The 17,954-nt window shown below is 42.4% G+C and carries 14 protein-coding genes; 6 read left to right on the top strand and 8 right to left on the bottom strand.

Annotation, left to right across the window (positions count from 1 at the left end):
- The first annotated feature begins 221 nt into the window (after positions 1-221).
- Entirely contained in the window at positions 222-692 is a 471-nt protein-coding gene (locus tag AB0756_RS26435; protein ID WP_038080336.1) for a hypothetical protein, read from the top strand.
- A gap of 539 nt (positions 693-1,231) precedes the next feature.
- Here AB0756_RS26435 and mgtE read toward each other — a convergent pair.
- The gene (mgtE, locus tag AB0756_RS26440) at positions 1,232-2,578 is read right to left on the bottom strand and encodes a magnesium transporter (protein ID WP_038080338.1); all 1,347 of its coding nucleotides are present in this window, start codon (positions 2,576-2,578) and stop codon (positions 1,232-1,234) included.
- Positions 2,579-3,151: 573 nt separating this feature from the next.
- Here mgtE and AB0756_RS26445 point away from each other — a divergent pair.
- Positions 3,152-7,408 (top strand): DEAD/DEAH box helicase, encoded by a 4,257-nt coding sequence (locus AB0756_RS26445; protein WP_050045239.1) that lies wholly within the window; start codon positions 3,152-3,154, stop codon positions 7,406-7,408.
- A gap of 219 nt (positions 7,409-7,627) precedes the next feature.
- On the opposite strand, the gene AB0756_RS26450 is transcribed toward AB0756_RS26445, so the two are convergent.
- Positions 7,628-8,017, bottom strand: coding sequence for a type II toxin-antitoxin system VapC family toxin (locus tag AB0756_RS26450; RefSeq protein WP_038080344.1), 390 nt, complete (start codon positions 8,015-8,017; stop codon positions 7,628-7,630).
- A complete protein-coding gene (vapB, locus tag AB0756_RS26455) occupies positions 8,014-8,250 on the bottom strand; it encodes a type II toxin-antitoxin system VapB family antitoxin (protein WP_038080346.1) in 237 nt (78 codons plus the stop codon). Before vapB ends, AB0756_RS26450 begins: the two co-directional genes overlap by 4 nt.
- 298 nt (positions 8,251-8,548) lie before the next feature.
- On the opposite strand from vapB, the gene AB0756_RS26460 reads away from it, so the two are divergent.
- Entirely contained in the window at positions 8,549-9,454 is a 906-nt protein-coding gene (locus tag AB0756_RS26460) for an aldo/keto reductase (RefSeq protein ID WP_038080348.1), read from the top strand.
- 133 nt (positions 9,455-9,587) lie between these two features.
- Positions 9,588-10,160 carry a hypothetical protein gene (locus AB0756_RS26465; protein ID WP_038080349.1) on the top strand — a complete coding sequence of 191 codons (573 nt, stop codon included), beginning with the start codon at positions 9,588-9,590 and terminating at the stop codon, positions 10,158-10,160.
- Between the two features lie 81 nt (positions 10,161-10,241).
- Here the strand turns inward: AB0756_RS26465 and AB0756_RS26470 are convergent, their stop codons facing one another.
- Positions 10,242-10,490, bottom strand: coding sequence for a Ycf34 family protein (locus AB0756_RS26470; protein WP_038080350.1), 249 nt, complete (start codon positions 10,488-10,490; stop codon positions 10,242-10,244).
- Between the two features lie 86 nt (positions 10,491-10,576).
- On the opposite strand from AB0756_RS26470, the gene AB0756_RS26475 reads away from it, so the two are divergent.
- Together AB0756_RS26475 and AB0756_RS26480 are read left to right on the top strand one after the other, a co-directional pair.
- Entirely contained in the window at positions 10,577-11,833 is a 1,257-nt protein-coding gene (locus AB0756_RS26475) for a tRNA nucleotidyltransferase/poly(A) polymerase family protein (protein WP_038080351.1), read from the top strand.
- A gap of 311 nt (positions 11,834-12,144) precedes the next feature.
- Complete coding sequence (locus AB0756_RS26480) at positions 12,145-13,623, top strand: serine/threonine-protein kinase (RefSeq protein ID WP_038080352.1); 1,479 nt, start codon at positions 12,145-12,147, stop codon at positions 13,621-13,623.
- Between the two features lie 5 nt (positions 13,624-13,628).
- Here AB0756_RS26480 and AB0756_RS26485 read toward each other — a convergent pair whose 3' ends face one another.
- From AB0756_RS26485 to AB0756_RS26500, 4 genes are all read right to left on the bottom strand, one after another.
- Positions 13,629-14,561 (bottom strand): Tll0287-like domain-containing protein, encoded by a 933-nt coding sequence (locus AB0756_RS26485; RefSeq protein ID WP_038080384.1) that lies wholly within the window; start codon positions 14,559-14,561, stop codon positions 13,629-13,631.
- A gap of 804 nt (positions 14,562-15,365) precedes the next feature.
- Positions 15,366-15,728 (bottom strand): FAD-binding domain-containing protein, encoded by a 363-nt coding sequence (locus AB0756_RS26490; protein ID WP_038080353.1) that lies wholly within the window; start codon positions 15,726-15,728, stop codon positions 15,366-15,368.
- 48 nt (positions 15,729-15,776) lie between these two features.
- On the bottom strand, positions 15,777-16,718 hold the full coding sequence (locus AB0756_RS26495; protein ID WP_050045241.1) for a leucine-rich repeat domain-containing protein: 942 nt from the start codon (positions 16,716-16,718) through the stop codon (positions 15,777-15,779).
- Between the two features lie 94 nt (positions 16,719-16,812).
- On the bottom strand, positions 16,813-17,952 hold the full coding sequence (locus AB0756_RS26500) for a hypothetical protein (protein ID WP_050045242.1): 1,140 nt from the start codon (positions 17,950-17,952) through the stop codon (positions 16,813-16,815).
- Positions 17,953-17,954: the final 2 nt, after the last annotated feature.

Consider the following 17,954-nt stretch of genomic DNA (forward strand, 5'->3'; position numbering starts at 1 on the left):
CAGTAATCAAATCACGTAACTGATTCACTGTAATTATAGATCGGCTGTTTCTAATAAATTAATGTGTTCCAGTGAACTAAAAAGTAGCAACTAATATACTGTGCATTTCCTCAACTTCATTCATAATGGGAGTAAAAAGATTTTTTCAATTAAATAATACGGTCAATTTATGTCCGTCAAATTCAGACCATTATTAAATTCAATATGAGGTATGCTTGTATATGTCTCTGGAGATATTTATAGATTATAAAATTGCTAACGAGCCACAATGGCATACAGTTGAGATGTCACCAGAAGAATACTTCGATCTAAATTTATTAGATGAAGATGAAGAACTAGTTTGGAATAGTGTTCCAGAATACAACCATGCAATTGAATACTTAGATGTTGAACCATCTTTGGTGTCTCATACAAGACTTAGAATCAAAGACAGCACAATCCAAAAATTTTTAACAATTACCACAACATTTTGGCATCACGGTCAGAACTTTATTATTGAGCGTAGCGATAAGGAATCTGGAGAACCTGAGATCGTTATTATCAATACTAAATTACAAGAAGCTCCTACTGTATGGGAAATTATGAAATTTCATAAAAAAAATGATTTAACTGAGCTTGAGTTTCACACTTTTATAAGGGATAACGAAGATGGTTCTCAAACAGAGAAAAAAATTTTTCCTGACGAGGTTTGATTACTTTCAAAACAAATTCTTTTTAATCTCTTTTTTTGTAAATTCAAGCATTCAACAGCTTGCTGCTTCCTTAAAGTGCCAGTTTAGTATAAGTGTTTGATGTCAATTAGTTGCGATTACTCAGCTATCGATGGAGTTGGATTCGGAATGTTGGTCAATCTTCAGAGTCATAACTCGTATTATGTTACATCGTCTTGTTGTCTAAAGATTTACTTTATAAATGGTCTCTAAGAGGATGTTTGAAAAGTGATTTGCTGTGTTTTTAAGTACCTATCGATCCCCCTGAACCCCTTAAAAAGCCTCTTAAAGTCCCCCTTTTTAAGGGGGATTTAGGGGGATCTGAATATTTTGCTACCAACAAGAGGACTTTTAAAACATCCTCTAAGGAACAATCGTCACCGAACAGCTTCTACCACTGATAGTAAAATATGGAAAACCCAAAACCCAAACGCTACTCAGCAACATGAAATTGTGAGATTGGAGGGGCAATTGGAGCAAATCGCCCGTCCACAATTTTATCCAAGAATGCGAGCGCTATCTTAACGAACAATCTTCAAAGCCACCGAAATCAGCGTTAGGAAAGTGAGAAATCCGACTGCATCTAATAACGTTGTTAACAACGGTCCGCTAATCAATGCCGGGTCTAATTTTAATCTTTTAAGACCCATTGGTAGCACTGTACCCATACTAGCTGCGACAAATACGTTCACAGCCATCACCACCGCAGCAACAAGTGCTACCCATCTCTCTTGCGGTGGTGACCAAATTAAGGACAGTATACCCAAGGATAATCCCAGCCCTACAGATGTCCCCAATCCTGCGAGAATTTCCTTACGAAGAATTTTAAAAGTGTCTTTTGGTGTCACTTCTCCTACTCCCAATCCCCGTACTGTTACGGATAGAGCTTGAATGGCGACGTTACCACTGGTATTGGATAGAATTGGCATGATGACAGCTAAAACTGGGACTACGGAAATGACTTGTTGAAATGGCGCGATCGCACTTGCTGCTCCTACATACAAGCCAATATTAGCCAATAGCCAGGGAAAACGCTTGCTGAGAGTGACATGGGGCGGCGAGAGGGCGGCTTCATCACCACCACTCACACCTGCTAGTTTCTGAATATCTTCTGTGGCTTCTTCTTCTAAAATGTCTACTACGTCATCAATAGTAACGATCCCCACAAGTTTGTCTTCGCGATCCACAACAGGAAGTGCTATCAAGTCGTAGCGCTTCATCAACTGAGCGACTTCTTCTTGGGGAGTTTCCGTTTTGACTTTGACAACGCGATCGCTAGCCACATCTCTGACGTGAGCATCAGGAATGGTAAATAATAGCTGGCGCAGGGAAATTACCCGCACGAGCTTGCGGTTTTCGTCTGTGACGTAGGCGTAGTAGATGGTTTCTTTATCTTCATCGTAACGACGAATTTTGTTTAAAGCTTCCCCCACTGTTAAACCTTGCTGTAAGCGGACATATTTAGTTGTCATGACACGCCCGGCTGTTCCTTCAGGGTAGCCGAGAATTGTTGCTGTCACTTGCCTTTCTTCAGAGCTAAGTTGTTGCAACAAGCGCTTGACAACTTTTGCAGGTAACTCATCAAACAACTCTACGCGATCGTCTGGACTCATTGCTTCTACAATTTGACAGACTTGCGTGTCGTGAAGTGCTTCAATCAGTTCTTCTTGAATTTCAGAGGGTAAGTATTCAAAAACTGCGATCGCTTGGTCTTTGTTTAGCAAGCGGAATGCGATCGCTCTTTTTTCTGTGGGCTGTTCGACAATGTAGTCGCCTACATCAACAGCTGGTAAACGATTGAGTTCAACTTTGAGCTGGTTTAAGTCAGCAATGCTTGACAGTTCAGCACGTCCTTCCCAGGTGAGCATAATAACCTCCTAATGTCTCCCACTTGCTGGGAGACAAACTCACCGAGCAAGAGGGAGATGACTACTGTGACTACTAGGCGAACTTGTGTCCATTGAATCTAAACAAATCGACGATGGTACTCTAGAGGAGCCCTGCGTACTGTTGGTGACTTTTTCAAGGTATTTTATACTACATCAAATCAAAATGATTGACAAGGCTCTCTAGTTAGAGCCCTTACTTTTTAGAGGATGGGATTGGCTCCTAGCAGGTCTGCGCCCTCACGAGCGATCCGGTGGCTCCGCTTGGGAATAATGCCTGTTGTGGACTGAGATTCCGCCTTTCCCCATTTGCCTTGCAGAGTTCATTCCCAGCCTTTAGCTAAAAACGAGAGAGTACTGATGTCCGTTGACTGAGTGTACCCTTAGAGACTTCGGGGAGCGTGAGGTGATGAAACTTTTTGAACTGCAAAGGTCGCAGAGGTAAGAGAAAGAGAGAATAGCTGTGAATAAAGATTAAGTTAGTTTTTGCAGGCATTTAGTTTATAATGTTGGATCTATTATCTACTTTTTTATAGAAAAAATACGTAAAACCTGATGAATACCACGAGCAATTCTGAGGCTGATAGCGATATGCTTCGCTCACAACTTGCTGAAGATTATCGTCAGCTATCAACGTTGGAACAAACTATTGTCCAATTGTTTTCGGTTATTTATGAGCCTATCAATAGAACCACGTTTCTGGAATGTTTGACATATATTGGCGCACGTAATGAGAAAGGTCATCTTTTTAATGCTTCAACTTTAAAGCCTTATATTAATAAATTGTTAGCAGCAGGGTTGTTGGTACAACCACTTGGACAAGGTCCTCAGTGCCATCCTTTGCTTGTGGAGATTGCGACTCGCGATTCAGTGAGAACAGGAAGGTTTGACACACTAGTTAAAGCCGTTCAGGAAAAACTACCTATTAAAACTCGATGGGAAGATGGACCTCGATATTTTAAAAGTCAGAGCCAATTAATCCGGGAAGTCCGCATTGGTCTTTACAACCACAGTTTCAATTTTATTCACAAGCAACTTGAGGATTATGGGAAATACAACACTCAAGATCGTATATCAATAGAAAATATCTTCACTCTCGTTTGTAATAATCCATTTGATGCAGATTGGTTTCGGACTCTGCCTGTAGAATTGTACAAGAGCGCTATATCTGTTATTTTATGGAATGCAACCTTGAAATGTTATCCAGTAGAAGAGGCGTTTGCATTGCTTGAAGAAGAATGCTCTACTCCTGACGGGCATTCTTCAGATGATTTGCAATTGATTTTAACGGAACAACTGCTTTTAAGAGGTCACCTACAAGAGGCTCAACAGAGTTTGGAGCGTATATCTGATGAGTCCGGACATTATGCGACTACCTTTTGGGGTTGGCTAACTTTCTTACGTGGCGAGCATGAAAAAGCTATTGAGTATTTTACAGCCGGTCTCAAAGCCTTCAAGAAAGATAGGGGACAAAGACAGGTATATTTCAGCACTACAAGCAGCTTGTTTTTTATCTTAGCTTTGTTGAAAGAGGGATCGCTCGAACGCCTTCGGGAAGCAGAAGAATATAGCAGTTTAATTTCACGCCAGTCCAACCATTGGTTGAGGTTAATTTATTCGAGACTGAAAATAGTACTGCAAGTTCAGCAGGGCGATATCGCACAAAAATCATTTGTTGTCGATGCTCGCGTTCCTTCTATAGAAGAGGGTAACAGCTTAGAAACTCTGTTGTGTTCCCTTTGTCTTTACTGGATGGATGGCGATCGAGCAAAAAAGCAACTTCCTAAGTTGTTAGAACATTTATATGAGCAAGCAGTGGCGTCCGGTTACGACTGGGTGGCGATGGAAGCAGCAGAACTGCTATCTCGGCTCAAACCACGCAGCACTTATGAAGCGAAAGCAGCGATCTTGCGTGAAGATAGCCAAGCAGAAAGTATTGTAGACCTGATTCGACCTCAAGAACCTTGGGAACTTAGCTTGAAAGCACTAGCTAATCTTCAGAAAGAACCGCAAACACCAGTTAAAACTTATACTGAACGGCGCTTGGCTTGGTTTATTACTTTCTATTCCAGCAAATGCGTGCTGCAGCCTCGCGAACAAAAGATCAATGCTAAGGGAACTTGGGGTGTGGGTCGTCCTATCGCTTTGAAGCGGTTGAGCGATAATCTGAGTGAGTTTGATTATATTACCCCTCAAGACCTAAGGGTCTGTGCTTATATTGAAACTTATTATGATGGATCTTATGGATATTACGGAAAAACTGAATACACTTTAAACGAAAAAGCAATTTTGGAGTTAGTAGGACATCCTTTTGTGTTTTGGGAAGATTCGCCAACAACTCGGGTAGAAATTGTGAAAGGAGAACCGGAATTGTTGGTGAAAAAAGGGAATCTTGATAAGTCGGGTAAGGCTTCCGCCAAGAGCGATCGCCTCATACTGGAATTTTTTCCCAAGCTTCCAGAAAGACAGGAAATCCTGGCTGTTAAAGAAACTCCAACTCGGATAAAAGTGATTGAAATCGGTGCGGGACACCGACGAATTGCAGAGATTTTAGGTAAGGAAAATCGGCTGGAAGTCCCTGTCCTAGCTAAAGATCGAGTCTTGGCTGCTCTCAATGCAGTATCTGGAATTGTCACCGTACATTCTGATATTGGGGGCGGGTTGGAAAATGCTCGAGAAGTTGCAGCACGAGCCACACCCCACGTTCATTTGTTACCCGCAGGAGAAGGGTTGAAAGTGGCTGTCATGGTTCGACCTTTTGATGGAGGTGGTCCCTATTACATCCCCGGTACGGGTGGTGAAACCGTGATTGCGGAGGTTGAAGGTACGCGCTTGCAAACCACACGCAATTTGAGTGAGGAGAAGCAACTTGCCAATGCTGCGATCGCAGCTTGTCCCACCTTAACCCGTCAAGAGGAACAAGATGGTGAATGGCTGGTAAAGGAACTCGAGGACTGTTTGGAACTGTTGCAGGAACTGCAAGCGTTGGGGGATAGCATAGTGCTGGAATGGCCAGAAGGAGAAAAATTCCGTATAGATCGCCGTGCTGACTTGAACGATTTTCAGTTAAAGATTCAACGCCAGGGAGATTGGTTTGCTGTGAGTGGAGAGTTGAAATTGGATGAGACTCTAGTATTTGATATGCAGCAACTGATGGAACTGTTAGAGCAAACACCCAGCCGTTTTGTTCCGTTAAAAAACGGTCAATTCCTTGCTTTAACCCAAGCATTTCGCAAACGCCTTGATGAATTGCGGGCGTTTACGGAAAAGAATGGTAAAGGTATGCGCTTTCACCCACTTGCAGCAATGGTTGTGGAAGATTTGGCGGAAGAAGTGGGGAATTTGCAAGCTGACAAACATTGGAAGGCGCATATCCAACGTCTTAAGGAGGCGCAGAACTTACAACCAAAACTGCCTTCTACATTACAAGCAGAACTGCGAGATTACCAACTTGAGGGATTTCAGTGGTTGGCGCGTTTGGCTCATTGGGGAGTTGGGGCGTGTTTAGCTGACCAAATGGGATTGGGGAAAACGGTGCAAGCATTAGCTGTCATCCTGACTCGCGCTCATGAAGGACCAACCCTCATTGTGGCTCCTACTTCAGTGTGTTTGAACTGGGTAAGTGAAACGCAGCGTTTTGCTCCAACCCTTAATATTATTCAATTTGGGAGTGGCAATCGCCAAAAAGTTTTGGAGCGGCTGCAACCATTTGACATATTGATTTGCAGCTACGGTTTGTTGCAACAAGAAGAAGTGGCTGAAATGCTGTCTGAGGTGCTGTGGCAAACTATTGTTCTGGATGAGGCTCAGTGTATCAAGAATATAGCAACCAAGCGTTCCCAATCTGCAATGAAACTTCAAGGTGGGTTTAAACTAATTACGACGGGAACTCCTATTGAAAACCATCTTGGGGAACTGTGGAATCTTTTCCGCTTTATCAATCCTGGGTTGCTTGGTTCGTTGGAAAGCTTTAACCAACGTTTTGCCATTCCCATTGAGAAGTTTCAGGACAAACAAGCACGTAATAGATTGAAAAAACTGATTCAACCGTTTCTGCTACGGCGCACGAAAAATCAGGTCTTGGAGGAGTTACCTTCTCGAACTGAAACTACCTTGCACGTGGATTTGAGCCGGGAGGAAATGGCATTGTATGAAGCGTTGCGTCGGGATGCGATCGCCAAACTAGCAGAGAGTGAAGTCGCAGGAGGTCAGAAACACCTACAAGTTCTAGCAGAAATTATGAAACTGCGTCGCGCCTGTTGCAATACACGTTTGGTAATGCCTGATGCACCACTTCCCAGCGCCAAGTTGCAAGTTTTTGGTGAGGTGGTGGAGGAGTTGCTGGAAAATCGCCATAAGGTTTTGGTGTTTAGTCAGTTTGTGGATCATTTGCAGATAATCCGCGAGTATTTAGACAATCAGCAGATCGAGTACCAGTATTTAGATGGGAGTACACCAGCATTAGAACGCAAAAAACGGGTGGATGCCTTTCAGTCTGGAGAAGGGGACATCTTCTTAATTAGTCTGAAAGCGGGAGGTACGGGGCTGAATCTCACAGCTGCTGACTATGTCATTCATATGGACCCTTGGTGGAACCCAGCAGTCGAAGACCAAGCCTCCGATCGCGCCCACCGCATCGGTCAGCAACGTCCGGTCACGATTTATCGCTTGGTAGCAAAAGATACTATAGAAGATAAGATTGTGAGTCTGCACCATCACAAGCGAGATTTGGCGGATAGTTTGTTAGAAGGTGCGGAGATGAGCAGCAAGATATCTACTGAGGAATTGCTACAGTTAATTCAGGAAAGGTGATTTTTGATGCTATGGGAGGTATCATGCAAAACTACGTAACGAAAAGTAAAATTTCTGTATTTGGCTTTTAGTAGCGCTTTAGCGTATGTATCGCAACTACAAACGAGAGAGGATTATTTACACCTGATATGCTGGTAGTAGTAGCGACCGCATGGAAAAGTTAATTGGTAAGTGGTTTTTGGATAGCGATCGCTATCTTAATTTATTGAATTGGTGTTTTTACTCCCAAATCCTTTCAACTGAATATGTATCAAAAACTGCATCTACACTTAACAGAGGCATTTTTTCAAATATTGATTGAGCTATTAAAATTCGGTCAAAAGGATCGCGGTGGTGACTTGGTAAAGCTTCTAAGGCATAAATATGAGATAATTCAATGGGTAATAATTGTAAATTATTCACTTGCTGTTGAGTTGTGATTAATTTAGGAAGGGGTGAGTTTAAATTTAGCTTACCTAGCTGAGATTTGATTTGTAATTCCCAAACACTAGCGATGCTGACTACCCAAAAGTTGTTAGCATCGGTTAATAAATTTCTTACTTTCTCAGATAGCTTTTCAGGATTTCCTGCTACCCAAATAAATACGTGGGTATCTAATAAAAGTTTCATACCTGACCCTCACCTAACCAAAATTCATCTGGTAAAGGGTCATTAAAATCATCGCTCATCCAAATCTCTCCTTGGTTCAGACCCAATACCCGTTTCTGGGATGATTGTTGGGGATGAGGATATTTTTGTACTAAAAATTCAACGAAATCCAGAACCTGTTGTTGCTGTTCGAGTGGTAAGGTTTGCAGCTTGGCAATTAATTTTGAGGTGGTATCTACAACTTGGGAAGTCATCTTGCTCTTTCCTTTTAGATATCTTACTCTACGTTACTTTCACAAACACAAGAAATATTTTGTCATTCGCATAAAAACTCAAGTTGTGGGTGTAGCAGTACTGTATATTATGGAAGTCGCTTGAGATATGAAAAATCCTTAATTTTACTGACTATTTTAACAAAACAATGGATAAGCCTTTTAAGTGGACCTATAAGAGCAAAGTTTTGGCTACTTAATGGTCTAGTTATTTACGCCGTGCTGTACTAGTAGTAGTTTAGCAATGTCCACCAATAGCCAGTTTATTAGGAAAAAGCAGATGAGGTTAAAACTTTCTACTCAAGGACCTGATGTATCAAGGATTGTCTATGGAGTCTGGCGTTTAGCCGCCGATCCTGCGGGAGTTACTCGCGACAGAATTCTTGAGAAGATTCAAACCGCAATAGAAATGGGAATTACGACTTTTGACCATGCGGACATTTACGGTAACTACTCTTGTGAGGAGTTGTTTGGGTCAGCATTAGCCAATTCCCCCACTCTTAGAGACTCAATGGAGTTGATAACAAAGTGTGATATCAAGCTAGTATCTCCCAAGCGTCCCGCCCATAGCATCAAGCATTATGACACAAGCCGGGAACACATTATCTCTTCTGTAGAAACTTCTCTTCGCAACCTCCGCACGGATCGCATAGATGTTCTTCTCCTCCACAGACCTGACCCACTTCTAGATGCTGATGAGGTAGCGGGTGCTTTTACCGACCTTCGCGAACAAGGGAAAGTACTTCATTTTGGAGTGTCTAACTTCACTGTTCCTCAAATGGAACTTCTCGCCTCACGACTCTCCTTTCCCCTCGTCACAAATCAGATTGAGATAAGCGTCCTTGAAATGGCTTCACTTCAAGACGGAACTCTCGACTATTGCCAAAAACTGCGAATTTCTCCTATGGCTTGGTCACCTTTGGCTGGAGGAACCCTGTTTGCAAGCAATAACCCCAGGATTGTGCGCGTGAGGGAATCCCTGCAACAGGTTGCGCGAGAGCAAGGTGCAACGGAAGAGCAAGTGGCACTTGCATGGCTCCTGCGACATCCCGCCCGGATTGTTCCAGTCATTGGTACGAATAATCTTGAGAGGTTGAAGAACCTTGCTGCGGCTAACCGCTTTATACTTTCTCGCGAGCAATGGTTTGCCATCTGGACTGCATCAATAGGACATCCCGTCCCGTAAAATGCCAAACAATTCACAAACCCTATAACTACTCACTGTACCAAAAGTACAAAGTGGCATTTTACTACAGCCAAGCCTTGTGCGATCGCTTTACCATATATTTCCATCTACGTGCTCATAGGGAAACCATCTCATGTTGCCTATTCCTGGAATGATATTTTTATTATTCTTTCCGGCAAATCTTTGTATCTTGAGACAAGTTCTTTGGGGTCAGGAATTAAGCTATCAAGTACTAGCTGTAGGGATATTTTTGTTTTGTATAGAACAAGCCCGGATGGCGGCTTGGGATTTGCAACAAATTGCTGAAGCAAAGAAGCAAGTTCGGGACAGACGTCTGGATACTTTCTTAAAAATTACTACCAGTACAATTTTTATAGAACTTTTAGGATTTTACACGGCATCAATTTGGCTGGGATGGGGTTCGATTTTAATTTTATTGAGCCAAGTGTGGTTTAACTTATTTGCTGGAGTCAAAATTGATACCTCTTCGCAAATAGTCCTTCAGTCTTGGAAAATTTCCGAACGTTACAGCGTGTTAATTGCCGATTTTCTGGGACTGGTGTTAGTGAGTCTTTGGATGTTACAGATTGCTTCGGTACAGATAACTTGGTTACTTTTTGGGATGGCGATCGCCTACTGCGCTCTTAAGTTAGTTTTATTCCTAAAAAATGCATTTTTTGTTGAGACTAAAGAAGCCGGAGGCTAGTAAGGTACACTCTCTGTTGGGCGATCTGTTCCCCGATCCCCAATCCCCATTCTCTAGCCCCTTTCACAACACCGCCAACTATCAAGTTGGCACTAATTCACCGGGACGTAACTTAGCCCACTTACCCATTTCGCGCTTAAAGCTGAGACATCCCACAACATCCCATTCCATTTCAATGACATCCTCACGCGGGCGGATGTTAACATTAATGGAAGGTTCATTAGGCTCAAAATCTGGTGTTTCAGTCAAGTGGGGCTGCTCGTGCTGCGTTTCTACCGCGTGGTAGGTGAGACAGCGATCTACATAATGGCAGTTCACGCAAATACACATAATCGAACCAATTCCAGGAACCTTTATTGATACTCTAGCTTAACCGCAATTGATATTGCCCGGTCTTTGGGTTTAATTTTATTACGATGAATATTCCAGTTCCTTCTACTTTATCCCCAGATTATTGGCCTTTTAGCTTTGAGTTATTGCCACAACCAGCTTATATGGTGGGTGGTGCTGTGCGGGATGCAATCCTCTCTAGGACACGGGAATATCTGGATCTAGATTTTGTAATACCATCTAACGCTGTCAAGACAGCTCGTAAAATCGCTTCACATTACAAAGCAGGTTTTGTGTTGCTTGATGCAAAAAGACAAATTGCTCGCGTGGTGTTTCCTCAAGCTACGGTTGACTTCGCCCAACAGGAAGGCGAAAGTTTGACAACTGATTTGCGAAGACGGGATTTTACAGTGAATGCGATCGCATACAATCCCTATACTCAAGAAATCATCGATCCCCTTCAAGGCTATGCGGATCTGCAACAGCGGCTTTTAAGAATGATTTCACCTGCTAACTTAGAAGACGATCCATTGCGGTTGATGCGAGCATACCGCCAAGCCGCACAACTTGGTTTTACGATTGAGTCAAATACACAAGACACAATTCGCTCTTTAGCTCCATGCATTAGCAAAGTAGCAGCAGAAAGAGTCAGGGTAGAATTAAGTTATATGCTGAACTCATCCCAAGGAACTCCCTGGGTGATACAAGCTTGGGAAGATGGTTTGTTAGCGCAGTTCTTCCAATACTCGACAAAAGACAGTGTTTCGCTACTTTCAGAAGTTGACAAAGCAGCATCTCAAATAGCACAAACATGGAATCAACTTGGAGTAGAGCTTTCCCAGTATGTACGCGAGACTGTTAAAACGACATGGTTGGGAATTGCAAAACTAGCTTGTCTTGTCAATCCACAACCAGAGACAGCAGAAACTGAGTTGATGCAACTCACCTACAGCCGTGCTGAAATTAAAGCTGTTTTGACAGCTTTAAAACTGGTACCACAGTTTAAGACACCTCAATTGTCCATACGAGAACAGTACTTCTTGTTTCAAGAAGCAGGAGCGGCATTTCCGGCAATTGTTGCCTTAGCCGTAGCAAGAGGAACTCAGGTAGGGGAGACTGCACCCTCGATCGCCCGCTACCTTAACCCTGACGATCTGGTCGCTCATCCCACATCAATAGTGAGTGGCAATGATATAATAATAACCTTAAAAATTCCTGCTTCGCCACTAGTAGGTAAACTGCTAACCGAAATTGCTCTAGCCCAAATAGAAGGTAAGGTTTCCACCGCAGCAGAAGCAATAGAGTTTGCGGCTGGGTTACTCAAATCAGTGAATAGTCCGTGATGGCAGAAATTCGCCCGTCAGAGGACACAAGGCGCAAAAGCTTTAACTGTAAGCTTTTTGTTTGTTATTAAAGGTAATGAAGCAGATTGAAAAATCCACCCAAGGTAATTGAGGAGAACTTAGAAACGTTACAACAACAAGGGCTTAGGCTGACCGCTTGTTTGGGAGACGTCTGTCAGGAGAGTTGAGGTTTGCTACTGTGTTTGGATAAGCTGACTTTTTGGCTCACACGACAAAATGATTAAAAACGATCGTCGTTTGGGATGCGTCAGTTCTATTAGGTAAAATTTTACTTAAACAACAACACAACCATGCTAGCTGAGATTCAACCAGGAACTTTGATCGGTCATCGCTATCTCATTAACAAGCTTCTTGGAAAGGGAGGCTTCGGAAGAACTTATCTAGTGTATGACACTCAGCGGTTTGGTGAACCTTGTGTTCTGAAAGAATTTGTACCTCCAAACACCTCAGAGCGTTTACTTAACAAATATCGCGACCTATTTGAGCGCGAAGCAAAAGTTTTATACCAAATCAATCATCCCCAAATACCGAAATTTCTAGCTTGGTTGACCGAGGAAGAGCGGCTGTTTATCGTACAGGAATATATTGATGGTCGAACCTACTCTCAACTGTTGCGCGATCGCCTTTCTCAGCAAAAAAAGCCTTTTTCTGAAGCTGAAGTTATCCAATGGTTGTTAGAGTTGCTATCGGTGTTAGATTATCTTCACCAGTTGAACATCATTCATCGGGATATTGCACCCGATAATGTTATCCATTCCCAAAAACAGTCTAAACCCGTGCTGATTGACTTTGGAATTGTTAAACAGAAAGTTTCTGAGGTTTGGAACACCGACCCTGAAAACGACCAGCACTCCGTTATGGGTTCAGTAGTAGGCAAAATAGGCTATTCTCCACCAGAGCAACTGCGTATGGGACAATGCTATCCCTGTAGCGACTTATACGCATTGGCTGTTTCTGCGATCGTTCTTATGACTGGAAAAATGCCAAATTTATTGCTCGATCCGTCTTTGAAGTGGAAATGGCGCTCCTACGCTCAGGTCAGTCCCCAATTGGGTGAAATACTAGAAAAAATGTTAGCGGAGAATCCATTAGACCGTTACCAATCAGCCAAAGAAGTTATTGATGAGTTACAAAGCTGTTCGCATCTTGCATCGGGTAATTCTGATGCGATCCTACTCGAACAAAAGGTACAAACTGACCGCAACAGCGAGCTGAAAACGGCAAAGACTGGAGAAGCAAAAGACAATACACCAGAGAAACAAAAATTTTCAGATATCAAGACAAGTATTGAAAATACGCTTGGTATTAACTCTGAGTTTTTAGCATCTTGTCAGGAAGAATTAACTAGTTTTGTAGGACCGTTTGCTAGTGTTCTGCTAAAAAATACTTTAAATCAATTCCCACAGCTTACACCCAACGAACTTGTTGAACGACTGGCTGTAGCAATTCCTCATCCAGAAAGATCGCGAGAGTTTAGAAACCGCGCTCAAATTCTGCTGTCACAAACAGGAAGCCCTCAAGAAACTACTCTCTTTCAGGATGTGGTAACTAGCTTTCCGGCTGCTAACGATCCCGAGTTTTTACAATATTGTCGTAAAGAACTCGTGAGCTTTGTAGGACCTTTCGCAACCGTTCTTATCGAAGATACTATAGCAAATAACCCAAATATTACACCAGAGCAATTGGTAGAAGTCTTAGTGGCAAAGATTCCCCACCAGCAAAGAGCACAAGAATTTAGAAATCGCATTCAAATAAAGTATAAAAGCTAAAAGCTTTATCCTTTTGGGCGTTGCTGTTCAAAACTTTGAATGGCCATCAGCAAACTCAGCTTCATACGAGTAAAAGCTTCTACAAGAGAACCTATTTCATCTTTGGATACTTTATCAAATTCAGCATCAAAATCACCAGTACTCACCGCTTCTGCAACTCGAACAACCCGCTTGATAGGTTGGATAACATATCGCTTCAGCCATAGATTCGCTACATATATAGCGATCGCAAAAACGAGAGTTATAATTCCTATCGATAACATCAAGGCTTGGTGAGCTCTTACAAGAATTATATTTGCTGGAACGGAAACAATTTGAGCGCCATTAATTTCATTCAAGTTCCAACCAAATCCATGTTCTGTTCCATACACCTTAATCATTCTCTTGGGAGCAACATCTGGACTGCTATGACATCTCAAACAAGTTGAGTCTGTTAAGGCTAAAGGGCTAGCAATGTAAAAGTATTTTTCTCCGTTCATCAAACGATATCCAGATGTTATGTTTTGCAAATTATTAGCCTGTTGCAATTTTTGCACAATTGTTGTTTCAAAACTATCTGCTAAATCTTGAGGATTGGTAGGATTTAGCATGGCGTCCTTGTAGAAGAAATCATTATAAGTTGCATCTTGTTTCTGGAGATTTACAAAGACTTTCCGGGCTGAGTAAGATGGGATAGCTTGCAGTGCAAATTCATCTTCTTTTAAATGTCGTTCCAAGACTGGTTGCACTTCATCATTTGTGTATTGCCTTATAGCATTGATATTCTGAAATATAAAACGAGCTCTTGATTTGACTGCTATTTCAGCTTGGTAATTTAACAGATGAGCAAAAGCTATACTGCTTAATGTAATTCCTCCAATAAAAATTATGAGTAGCAATGTGGTTAACTTGGTAGCTAATGTTAAATTTTGAAACTTTTTTGTTAATTGTTGCAACATATATTTTAAGGATGCATTTCCTGGAAAAATCAAAGGAAGTTTTAACTTTTTTTTAACTTTTTTTTAAGTAGATAGGCACAGTTAAAGTTAACCGATTGGGGTCGTTATTTATTATTTGTAACGGCAACAAATATATTAAGATTTTTAACATAAATCTGTTTGTTTCCGCCCGCCTACGTTTTATAAATGTTATCACCATCACCTTATACCAAATCCGTTTCTCCAAACCCTTTTACCCTATTCGACCCTACCTTCAACCTCAGTTTCCGAATTGCCGACCTCCCCACAGGACAACTAGCCGTTCACGAAGTGTGGCACAGCCATAGCCCAAATCACCAACTATGACCAATACGGACGCCCCAACGGTGGCACCCTCCTCAACCCTCAACAAATCTGCTTTCTTAGGAGCAGGCGCACAGGCGGCGATTGCCACCCCCTATGAATGAAACAAACACGAGCAATTTTTGACTAAGCCTTATTTTACAAGCTTTTTGGCTCGTGTTTCTTGAAAGCAGCAAGCGAACTGGCGATCGCTTGAACCACTTCTGTTGCTCCTGGTTAAGCGCAGTGAGGACTAAGTATATTGAAGAAGGCACGCAAGCGAGGGCAGGGGCAGAAGGCTATGTAAGGTTTTTACCATAAATGTCCACCTGTAACTGCCCTGTCTTAATAGTTAGGGACGGATAACAATTTCAGTAAACCAACCTTTAAGTTTTTTGCTCATGCAGCACGTCTTGAAAATTCCTCTCTATGCCATTAGAGAGGCACTCTACCAACGCCCGTTACAGGGCTTATGCTTAATTCTCAAGAAAGAAACTCTTTTTCCTGAAATTGCTTGTACTGTTTATCTTTGGACTCAAAGTATTTTTCAACGGTTGTTTTCGTAGCAATAGCACTTTCTAACTCATCCCCACCAGATACCAATAGGCGTTCTCGCACGCGCTTGCGGATATCGGAGACAATTTTCCCGTTGACGAGGCGAGTTTTTGACCAATCTAGAATGGGTGGTGGATATAAACCGTGCTCAATGTACTTACCTTGGAGAATATCCTGTAAACTGTGTCCCAGCAACTTCGGTATCCAGTGGTAGATAAAGCGCAAATCTGAATCTTTTTCTTCAATATTTTTATTAGGATTGTAGATCCGATTATAATATGACTTGCACAATCTTGAGTGATTCGGCTTTAACTACCAGGGAATTGATAATGTCGGCATTTATTTATTGATTGTGTGGAAATAGTAATCAAGAATTTCATTGGCATTCCTCGAACATCTCCAAATTTCCTTTGGCCCCAACATCTCAGATGGGATCGGGACAGGGTTGCCACGCAGATCGAGATTTTCCAAGTTTGGCAGTTGTTGAATTTCCGGTGGCAACTCACTCAATCGATTAAATTTGAGGTCAAGCGAGCGCAAATTGGTGAGTTGAACTATTTCTGCTGGCAGTTGGCTTAGGTGATTATAACTGAGGTCAAGGGATTCCAAGTTGGTGAGTTGGACAATTTCTGCTGGCAGCTCGCTTAGTCCATTATTCCTGAGGTCAAGCAATTCCAAGTTGGTAAGTTGACCGAATTTACTTGGTAGTTCCCTTAGTTGATTCTCACCAAGAACTAGCAATTTCAAGTTGGTAAGTTGACCGAATTCACTTGGCAGTTTCCTTATTTGATTCATGTAAAGGTTGAGCGTGTTCAAGTTGGCGAGCTGCCCAAATTCACTTGGCAATTCCCTCAGTTGATTCTCTATAATCCAGAGCGATTGCAAGTTAGTGAGTTGACCAAATTCACTTGGCAGCCTACTTAGGTGATTGTCATCGAGATATAGCACTTCCAAGTTGGTGAGTTGACCGAATTCACTTGGCAGTACTCTGAGTTGATTACCTCTGAGGTCAAGCCATTGCAAGTTAGTAAGTTGGACTATTTCTGGTGGTAGTGTACTTAGTCCGTTATATCTGAAGTATAGCGTTTGCAAGTTAGTGAGTTGGACTATTTCTGCTGGCAGCTGACTCAGGTGGTTCTCACTGAGGGCTAGAGTATTCAAGTTGGTGAGGAGTCCGATTTCAGGTGGCAACACTCTCAATTCCTCAAACATGAGTACGAGTTCCGTTGCGCCTTCTGTTGCTGCTTTTTCTATTACCTCTAATAGTTCTGCCTCGTTCATAAACATTCTCTTTCGATAAATTGGCGAACGCATTTGGTGCAAATGCGATCCGATAAGGGTCTTGGAGATGACCCAATCCATAGGATTAGAGGTTTTATTTTTTTGTTGTACTACTTGATATTGTGATTGTGGTTGTGTATTTTCCGTTATTGCCAGTCCAAGGTTTAATGCGTCTAATATGTCCGTTTTTTGGAGAGCGTATTAAGGGGATTTGGTTGAGTTTTTCATCTACACTCGCTCTTGATAGTGAGAGTTGCGCTAGTTGATACTCGCGCTCTCGTAATGCTTGCTCGTAAATCTGCTGCTGCCTACTGTATTCTTGTTGTAGCTGTTGTTCTTTGTGCGATCGCTCTACTTTGTCAATCGAAGCAGCATACTCTATATGTTGCCTCCTATTGATAGCAGCTTGCAACCGAGATTTGCTCCCCTCCAATTCTGACTGTGCCAATTGCACAGCTAACTGTAGTTGTTGCAATTGCTGCTGTTGTTCAATCGCGGAAGCATTAAGTTTTCCCCTAGCCAGCTCCAATGCGGATCTAGCCTGCTCCTGCTCTCCCTCAATCTGGCGTAGCTTTGCCTTCTCATGCTGGATAATTTCGCTTTGCAATTTCAAATCCTGCATAGATTGCAGTAGTTGGCGCTGCTCTTCAGTTTTTTGAGCAGCAGCTTGTAAAACGACCTCTGCTTTCTCAACCTCAGCCCTTCTCTCTGGGTTATCAGCTTTCAGAACAGAGGTTCTAGACTCAAGTAGCGATCGCGCCTGATTGAACCGCAACTGTGCCTGGGCTATAGCCGCCTCCTCCTCCGCGTAGTTAGCTGGTGGTATGGGATTGGATTGCTGTAGTGCTGTTGGAGGGTTAGGCTTGAAAATAGGCTTAGCTTTTAAATTGTTAATTTGCAACTCAACCGATTTGCGCTGTTTCAGTAAGCGATCGCGCTCAAGCTTATTATCCGAAATTGTTTGTCCCTCCTTGATTTCGTCGCCTTCCCTGATTAATAAATACGATGGATTGTCAAGTGTTATAGACAGCCGTAAACTTCTTGACTTAGACTTTGCACCCGACTTGCCTTTAAACACTTCAACCGGAATATCCTCTTTCGGTTCTGGGGTAGTTTGTGTTTGTGCTTGTGCAACTGGCGTTTGTACTTTAATTGTCAAAGTTGGTGAGTATATTGCTATCCCACACACCGTTGCTGTTAAAGTTGCGAATATCGCCCAAAACTTCTCAGTCATAG

The sequence above is a fragment of the Tolypothrix campylonemoides VB511288_2 genome, assembly GCF_045999855.1.
GTDB classification, from domain to species: domain Bacteria; phylum Cyanobacteriota; class Cyanobacteriia; order Cyanobacteriales; family Nostocaceae; genus Scytonema; species Scytonema bouteillei_A.

Coding starts and splice junctions, on each gene's coding strand:
- AB0756_RS26435 (WP_038080336.1), top strand. CDS start 222: ATGTCTCTGGAGATATTTATAGATTATAAAATTGCTAACGAGCCACAA.
- mgtE (WP_038080338.1), bottom strand. CDS start 2,578: ATGCTCACCTGGGAAGGACGTGCTGAACTGTCAAGCATTGCTGACTTA.
- AB0756_RS26445 (WP_050045239.1), top strand. CDS start 3,152: ATGAATACCACGAGCAATTCTGAGGCTGATAGCGATATGCTTCGCTCA.
- AB0756_RS26450 (WP_038080344.1), bottom strand. CDS start 8,017: ATGAAACTTTTATTAGATACCCACGTATTTATTTGGGTAGCAGGAAAT.
- vapB (WP_038080346.1), bottom strand. CDS start 8,250: ATGACTTCCCAAGTTGTAGATACCACCTCAAAATTAATTGCCAAGCTG.
- AB0756_RS26460 (WP_038080348.1), top strand. CDS start 8,549: ATGAGGTTAAAACTTTCTACTCAAGGACCTGATGTATCAAGGATTGTC.
- AB0756_RS26465 (WP_038080349.1), top strand. CDS start 9,588: ATGTTGCCTATTCCTGGAATGATATTTTTATTATTCTTTCCGGCAAAT.
- AB0756_RS26470 (WP_038080350.1), bottom strand. CDS start 10,490: ATGTGTATTTGCGTGAACTGCCATTATGTAGATCGCTGTCTCACCTAC.
- AB0756_RS26475 (WP_038080351.1), top strand. CDS start 10,577: ATGAATATTCCAGTTCCTTCTACTTTATCCCCAGATTATTGGCCTTTT.
- AB0756_RS26480 (WP_038080352.1), top strand. CDS start 12,145: ATGCTAGCTGAGATTCAACCAGGAACTTTGATCGGTCATCGCTATCTC.
- AB0756_RS26485 (WP_038080384.1), bottom strand. CDS start 14,561: ATGTTGCAACAATTAACAAAAAAGTTTCAAAATTTAACATTAGCTACC.
- AB0756_RS26495 (WP_050045241.1), bottom strand. CDS start 16,718: ATGAACGAGGCAGAACTATTAGAGGTAATAGAAAAAGCAGCAACAGAA.
- AB0756_RS26500 (WP_050045242.1), bottom strand. CDS start 17,952: ATGACTGAGAAGTTTTGGGCGATATTCGCAACTTTAACAGCAACGGTG.